The organism is Oscillatoria sp. HE19RPO (assembly GCF_024220515.1).
Lineage (GTDB): Bacteria > Cyanobacteriota > Cyanobacteriia > Cyanobacteriales > Laspinemataceae > Laspinema.
This window is the reverse complement of record NZ_JAMXOT010000352.1, coordinates 1-8,070: the sequence shown is the minus strand read 5'-3', so window position 1 is coordinate 8,070 and position 8,070 is coordinate 1. Positions and strand designations below refer to the sequence as shown.

Genomic DNA, 8,070 nt, shown 5'->3' with positions numbered 1-8,070 from the left:
GGCGGGGGTTTTAAGTTGCAACAACCGGCGGGGGTTTTAAGTTGCAACAACCGGCGGGGGTTTTAAGTTGCAACAACCGGCGGGGGTTTTAAGTTGCAACAACCGGCGGGGGTTTTAAGTTGCAACAACCGGCGGGGGTTAAAACCCCCGCCTAATAGCTAAAGTCGGTTGAAACCGACTGTGAAAGTCTTATTCAGTGAGGTTTTTAGTTGGTTTTAACCGACTGTGAAAATTTTGTTCAGGAGTGTTTTTAGTCGGTTTTAACCGACTTTAGCTATTAGCTGGGGGTTTTAACCCCCAGCGGTTGTTGGCTACGAACTTATGAAAAGATAACGACTGAAGTCGGGACGTTGAACAGGGGAAAAGATAACGACTGAAGTCGTTACTACGAACGAAGATAAGATAACGACTGAAGTCGTTACTACGAACTTGGAGAATCTAGAAACAAATAGCCCGAAAGATAGTAACAGGTTTACTGCTATTATCTTTCGGGCTTTATATCCCGCCGTGTAACCAACAACTGTTTCTAAGCCTTGAACGTGAAACTTAGAAACAGAACCACTCCGAGGTTCACTCAATTCTTTTGAATCCCGGTTTAAATTCGTCAATTCAAATCAGAATCCAATTAAAGATTAAGTTCTCTGCTTTACCGTTAGCAACAGTTTTTTATTCTGCAATGCTTTCTATTTAATAAGTTTTAGCAAAAGTCAGAAGGTCAAACTGTATTGAAAGTTACCGTTAACTGAATTTATGGAAAATTTTTACAAAATCACTCGGGATGGGGGAGGCTTCCCTGGGAACGGGTCATTTCAAAGAGTTGGGCGGCGTTGGGGCCTAGGAACCCTTGAAAGAGTTGAGGATGTCCCGGGGTGGGTTCGATCGCAAATCGTTGGGCAATTTCATAATAGGCATAACTCCAGGGAATTTCCTGAAAAGGACCCTCGGGCTGACTGCGGACGATGACGGATTCCTGTACCGCCTGGGTGGCGGTTTGACGTAATCCGACTGCGGCAGTGCCTTCAATTTCAGCTTTCATGGGGACACCCCTATCCCGGAGTGCTTGGGCGGTGGTTTCGATATCGGGGTAAGCGGGAGTATTTTGGCGGTTGACATAGCCGGTAAAATGATTAACGGCATAGCCATGCAGCAAGACCCAAGCCCCATACTGAGTAACCGCATTGACCTGTTCCAGGTGCGATCGCACTGGAGGCATCCAGGGACGAACAAACAGAGATTTGAGTCGCTGGACTAGAATGTGAGGGTCCGTGGGTTGAGTCTCCATCTTTCTTAGGTCTTGAATAGCAGATTGACACCCTAATAACCCCTCTATATCTAAACCCGACTGCACCGTGGTTTCCAGAGGCGATCGCACCTCGGGGGGCAACTGATCCACGATTAACTCACTGATAAACAGTTTCGGCAAATCAAACTCATCCTGTTGGGGATGGCGATAGTGACGGGCATAGAGGTGTTGCGAGGGGAAAGATAACTCTCCCATTCCCACATACCCCAACCCCTCCAGCAGGGGTTCCAAGTGAGGAATGCCTAAATTCACCGTTCCGATCGCCGTTTCAATGGAGAGGGCCAGGGAACGAAAGGCGATATGATCATTGGCAACGGTTCCCCCCGCTTCAGAAATGGCCGCCTCGTAAATTCGGGCGTAGGGAACACGGTGACTATAATCTAGCCAGAGTTGATGCCATAGCGCTTGGGCGATTAATGCGGGTTTCATGGGAAGATCTCCGGAAATTGTGAGATAAACAGGAGAGGCGACTGGCCTCGGGGTCGGTTCAGTCAAGGTTAGAAACCAGGTTTCTTGTCCCTATGACCCAATGCAGAAAACCCAAGCTGTTGTTATATAGCGTTTCCCCTAGTTATGAGGGACGGATAGAGACAAGGAAGGAGTGCGAGCATCTTGCTCGCTTTCTAGGATAGCGAGCAAGATGCTCGCACTCCTTTAAAGACCTGTACCTCATGAGGCCACCGAACCGCTATCGGGTTGTCAACAGTTTGGCGAAACAGGTATCGAGAATCTCTAACGCCACCTGAATTTGTTCAGCATCCACCACCAACGGGGGACAAAAGCGGATAGCAGATTTGCCACAACCGATGAGTAACAGTCCGTGATAGAATGCCTCATCGATCGCGCGATCGCGTAAGGACGGGTCGAACTCCCCGGATTCATTGAGTAAATCCACGGCCACCATTAACCCTTTCCCTCGCGGTTGTGAGAGTTGGGGATAGCGTTGGGCTAATTTCCTCAACCCTGACTGTAATAACTCACCCATCTGGGTAGCATTGGCGATCGCCCCTTGAGTGAGGATCTGTAACGTCGCATTCCCTGCGGCACAAGCTACCGGATTCCCGCCAAAGGTGGTGGCGTGAGAACCTGGGGGCCATGTCATCAGTTCCGGACGAGCGAGAATTGCCCCGAGGGGTAATCCACTGGCAATCCCTTTCGCCAGGGTAATGATATCGGGCATGACATTCCAATGTTCCACGGCGAACAACTTGCCCGTGCGACCCATGCCTGATTGTACTTCATCCACCACCATCAAACAGTGATGGCGACTGCAAATCTCCCGAATTCGGGCCAGGAATCCCTCTTCGGGAACCAGATACCCGCCTTCCCCTTGAATCGGTTCGACGACGACTGCCGCCAATTCCTCCGGGGGTAACACCGTTTTAAACAGTTGAAACTCCAGATAATCTAAGCTGGCATGAGTGCCGTAGGGAATATGAGTGATTCCGGGTAACAATGGTCCAAATCCTTGCCGTTGCACCGCCTTTGAGCCTGTGAGGGACATGGCCCCGAAGGTGCGCCCGTGGAATGCTCCCAGAAAGGCTACAATCTGAGATCTACCCGTAGCATAGCGGGCTAATTTGAGCGCCCCTTCGTTAGATTCCGCCCCGGAATTGCTGAAAAAGACCTTGGCCCCTTGGGGAAACGGGGCGAGTTTAGCCAACTCTTCCGCCAGTTCTATCATGGGTTCATAGTAAAAATCGGTCCCCGACATATGGAGTAACTGGGCCGCCTGAGCTTGAATCGCTTGCACTACGACCGGATGCGCGTGTCCAGTGGCGGTGACGGCGATACCTGCGGTAAAGTCGAGGAAGACATTGCCATCCACATCCTGGATCGAGCAGCCCTCTCCTCGGGCTACGACTAGGGGGTATCCCCGGGTATAGGAGGGAGAAGTCACGGCGCGATCGCGCTGGACCAGTTCTTGGGCGCGGGGTCCCGGTAAGGGGGTGACCAGATGGGGCCTCCGAGGTAAAGATGGGCCCGTTAACATTTCATCCATCGCCATTCCACTTTTCCGATTTACTAATGTCTACTCGACGCGATTCTAATGTAATTACAGTTGCCCTGGGAGTCACTGGAGTTGACCTAGGAGCAATTTGGAGAGAAAATAGGAACGACTCACGCTAAGTATATTTACGGGTTAACTGGGTTTTATCGGTTTTTTTCCCCAGAAATCAAGTCCAAATTCTAAAATGATAGGCATAGAACGAAAAAGAGGCTGAGGTTAAATCGGAACAGGTGGTTAGCACAAAAAAGGGAAAAAAGCACCGCGCTATCTCATAAAACGGTTTCTTAACGTTCTGCTGTTCACACCTTGAAAGTGCCATCCCCAAGCTCCTGAGTCCTCCAAACCATGATGAAAATAGGTCCATCCCTACTCCTGCGTCTATTCAGAAAACTGCGTCAGCTTTGCTATCCCCGAAATCAGCATTCAACGCCCTTGCTACAATTCCTGTACCCATTGGGGATTGCCCTTGTCACTGTCACCCTCGCCACGGGGATTAAAATGGCCCTGGAACCCTTCATCTCAAGGGAAAGCCCCTTTTTGATCTATTTTGCGGCGATTATGGTCAGCGCTGGGTTTGGAGGCAAGAAAGCGGGACTTGTGGCCACATTTCTGGCCGGATTAGTCAGCAGTTATTTATTTTTATCTCTCCCTGATTCCCTGATAGAAAGCAGTCGGGACGAAATATTACGGTTAATTTTATTTCTAATTGAAGGGTCGGCCATTGCGATCGCCCTGGGTTCATGGCAACAAACAAAACAACTTTCAGCCCAGAGTGCCAGAACCGCCCAACGACATCTCGAATCTTTTCTGCAAAGCGAACAGCGCTTTCAGTTGTTGGTGGATGGCATCGAAGATTATGGGCTTTATATGCTCGATTCCCAGGGGCGAGTGAGTAGCTGGAATCCGGGCGCAAAACACCTCACCGGATATGCAGCCGAGGAAATGATCGGCCAACATTTTTCCGCCTTGTATCCTCCAGAAGCAGTGGCTGAAGGTCAACCGGAACGAGACTTGAAACAGGCAACAGAACGGGGACGGTTGGAACAGGAAGCAGAACGAGTGCGAAAGGATGGCACCCGGTTTTGGGTCCATGAAGTGATGACGGCATTATTCGATCGCCAGGGTAATCTCTACGGGTTCTCTAAAATTAGCCGGGATATCACCCAAAGCAAGCAGACTGAGGCGGCACTCAGAGCCAGTGAACAACGGTTTAAAACCCTTGCTGAATCCACAGTAGAAGGGATTTTCTTTTATGAGGGCGATCGCATGATTGCCGTGAATCCCTCCCTGGAAAAGATCTTTGGATATGACCCGGACGAACTGGTAGGAAGGCCCTTAGCCTATATTTTTACAGAGGAGACTGTAGCATTCATGTTGGCTGACTGCCAATGGACAAAGGAGGGAGCATCAGAAGCAGTCGGGATTAAAAAAGATGGGACAACGGTGCTCCTAGAAGCGGTGATTCAACCGACCCTCTATTTGGGTCGCTCCTTATTGATGGCATCGGTGCGGGACATTAGCGATCGCAAACGCGCCGAAGCTGAACTCCAACAAACCTTGAAAGAATTATCCGATTTCCAATTGGCCTTAGATAAGTCAGCGATTGTTGTCACCACTGATGCCAAAGGAACCATTCAATATGTCAACGATAAATTTATTGAAATTTCTAAATATTCCCAGCCTGAATTAATTGGACAAAACCATCGTGTAGTCAATTCTGGCTATCATTCTAAAGAATTTTTTGTCAATATTTGGGGAACCATTGCTCGGGGGAAAGTGTGGCGCGGAGAAATTAAGAATCGGGCCAAAGATGGAACCTATTATTGGGTGGATACGGTGATTGTGCCGTTTTTAGATAGTCATGGCAAGCCCTTTCAATATTTAGCCATCCGCTACGATATTACCCAACGGAAACAGGCCGAGGAAGCCCTACGCGACAGTGAAAAACGGTTCCGAGATATGGCAGATACGGCCCCGGTGCTGTTATGGATAGCCGATCGCCAGGGACAATGGACCTTTTTAAATAAATGGGGGTTGAACTTCATCGGTGCATTAATGGAAGTGGACCCGGACCTCAACCATCGGGACCGGATCCATCCCGAGGAGCAGGTTCAGTGCCTCTTGAGTTACCAGCAAGCGGTGAAAGCCAGTCAACCCTTTACCCAGGAATACCGGCTACAACGAGCCGATGGAGCCTATCGCTGGATGTTAGAAACTGGGGTTCCCCGATTGAGTCCCGAGGGCAATTTACTCGGGTTCATTGGGTCGGCGATCGATATTACCCCCCTCAAACAGGCGGAAGCGGAACGGATGAAACTGTTACAACTCGAACAAGCCGCCAGAAGTCAGGCGGAAGCCAGCGAGCAGTATTATCGATTCCTAAGCGAAGCGATTCCGCAAATGGTCTGGACCGCCCTCCCCGATGGGACCCTAGATTACATAAGTGAGCGCTGGAGTGAGTACACCGGCTTGAGTGTGGCGGAATTGTTAGGCTGGGGATGGGAGCCGATTGTGCATCCGGACGACTTGTCCGAATGTCACGATCACTGGATTGCTTGTGTGGAAAACGGACAACCTTATGAAATTGAAGCCAGAATGCGTCGGGGTTCCGATGGCGCTTACCGCTGGCATCTGGGATTAGCGGTGCCGATGCGGGATCATCAGGGGGATGTGGTGAAGTGGTTTGGGACGAATACGGACATTCATGAACGCAAGCAGGCGCAGCAAGAGCGCATGGAGTTGTTGCAACGGGAGAAGGCGGCGCGAATTTTGTCCGAACGGGCAACGACGATGGTGCATCGGTTACAAGCGATTGTGGATGTGGCGATCGCCCCGTTGTCGCTCCATGATCTGCTGCAAGAGTTGCTCGATCGCCTCACGGTGGTGTTAGAAGTCGATGCTGCGGTCATTTTATTGGTCAACGAGGACCAAACTGCCTTGATGGTGACCGCTACCAAAGGCTTAGATTTAGAACAACCCCTCTCTCCGAATATCCCGATCCCGATGGGGTTAGGGTTTGGGGGAAAAATTGCCGAGACTCGTCAACCGATGAAGATTGAGCGCGATGCTCATACTCAAGTGATTAGTCCCCTGTTCCGACATCAAAAAATTGAGTCCATTATGGGTGCACCGATGCTGTTAGAAGACCGGGTGATCGGGGTGCTCCATGTCAGTACCGAGTTGCAGCGAGAATTCATGGCAGAAGATGTCTATTTGCTGCAACTGGTGGCCGATCGCGTGGCCCTTGCCATTGACCGGGCCAATCTCTATGAGGCCCAGCAGCAAGCCCGCGATCGCGCCGAAAAAGCCAACCGACTCAAGGATGAATTTTTGGCGATCGTCTCCCATGAATTGCGGACTCCCCTCAACTCCATTCTCGGCTGGGCGCAATTACTCCGTGCGCGCACCCTGAAAGAAGAGACGCGAGACAAAGCCCTGGAAACCATCGAACGCAATGCCAAGCATCAGGTGAACCTGATTGACGATATCCTCGATGTCTCGCGGATTATGCGGGGGAAAATTCGCCTCACCCGAGTTCCGATGTATCTGGAAACCCTGGTAGAACAGGCGATCGCTACCCTGACTCCGGCAGCAGAAGCCAAATCGATTGAAATCCACACCCAGTTCAGCTCAAACGGACAGCCGATTTTGGGCGATAGTAGCCGCCTCCATCAAATTGTCTGGAATCTGCTCTCTAATGCCGTAAAATTCACCCCCAATGGCGGACGGGTGACGGTGGCGATCGAGCGCGTCGGGAATTACTTAGAATTTCGGGTTCAGGATACGGGGATTGGAATTAGCCCGGAATTCCTGCCTCACGTCTTTGAGGGCTTCCGCCAAGCCAATAGTTCCTCCACCCGCACCCACGGGGGTCTCGGTCTAGGCTTAACCATTGTGCGCTACCTCGTCGAACTGCATGGGGGGACTGTCTCTGCCTTCAGCCAGGGAGAAGATACGGGTTCCACCTTTACCGTGGCCCTCCCCATCGGGATTTCCCAGAACTCTCCCCCGGATTCCGATACCGTGACTGTGGACGAGAACACAACGGCAAACCATTCGTTAAACCTCGCCGGTTTACAGGTGCTGGTGGTGGATGATGACCGCGATACGGGAGAACTGATTGCTCAAGTTTTAGCGGAATATGGAGTCCAGACGACGGTGGTGTTATCCGCTGCCGAAGCCTTAGCCGCCACGGAGCGATCGCGTCATGATATCTTGATTTCCGATATTGGAATGCCCGATGAAGACGGCTATGTTTTGATTCGCAAAATTCGCCAGCGTGAGGCGGGATACTCTAAGCCCATTCCCGCGATCGCCTTGACCGCTTTCGCTCGGGAAGAGGAGCGCCAACAGGCACTTTTAGCCGGTTTTCATCTTCATGTTGCTAAACCTGTAGAACCCGTGAAATTAGCAACGGCTCTCGCCGAAATCGCCCAACAAACGGGCTTAATCTAATCCCATAATGTTCGAGTCTGACTTAATCCCTGTCTTCATCTCTGCAGTTCTGACCGTTTCAACGCTACAATTAAATTTAGGGAATCACCCGTTCGTTTTACGGGGATTTTATCCCGGTAAAACTTTCGCTATTTACCCTAAATTAAAACCCATTTATTCCCCAGGGTAAGCTCATCTAATTTGGTATAAAATGTACTTGACAAAAAGGCAATCATCGGGTGTGCACCATTTAATGATGGGCCATTCTATAATGTCTAAAATAGTAAATCGGCTTGCTTAAGGTAAAACTCTATGAATAAAG

3 protein-coding genes are annotated in these 8,070 nt (G+C 50.4%); 1 reads left to right on the top strand and 2 read right to left on the bottom strand.

Annotation, left to right across the window (positions count from 1 at the left end; all coding sequences use genetic code 11):
* Positions 1–769: 769 nt before the first annotated feature.
* Together NG833_RS26220 and NG833_RS26215 are read right to left on the bottom strand one after the other, a co-directional pair.
* Entirely contained in the window at positions 770–1,732 is a 963-nt protein-coding gene (locus NG833_RS26220; protein WP_254568220.1) for a DUF1338 domain-containing protein, read from the bottom strand.
* A 259-nt stretch (positions 1,733–1,991) separates the two neighbouring features.
* Positions 1,992–3,311 carry an acetyl ornithine aminotransferase family protein gene (locus NG833_RS26215; protein ID WP_254568219.1) on the bottom strand — a complete coding sequence of 440 codons (1,320 nt, stop codon included), beginning with the start codon at positions 3,309–3,311 and terminating at the stop codon, positions 1,992–1,994.
* Positions 3,312–3,659: 348 nt separating this feature from the next.
* Between NG833_RS26215 and NG833_RS26210 the strand changes: the two genes are divergently transcribed.
* Complete coding sequence (locus tag NG833_RS26210; RefSeq protein ID WP_254568218.1) at positions 3,660–7,769, top strand: PAS domain S-box protein; 4,110 nt, start codon at positions 3,660–3,662, stop codon at positions 7,767–7,769.
* The last annotated feature ends 301 nt before the right edge of the window (positions 7,770–8,070 follow it).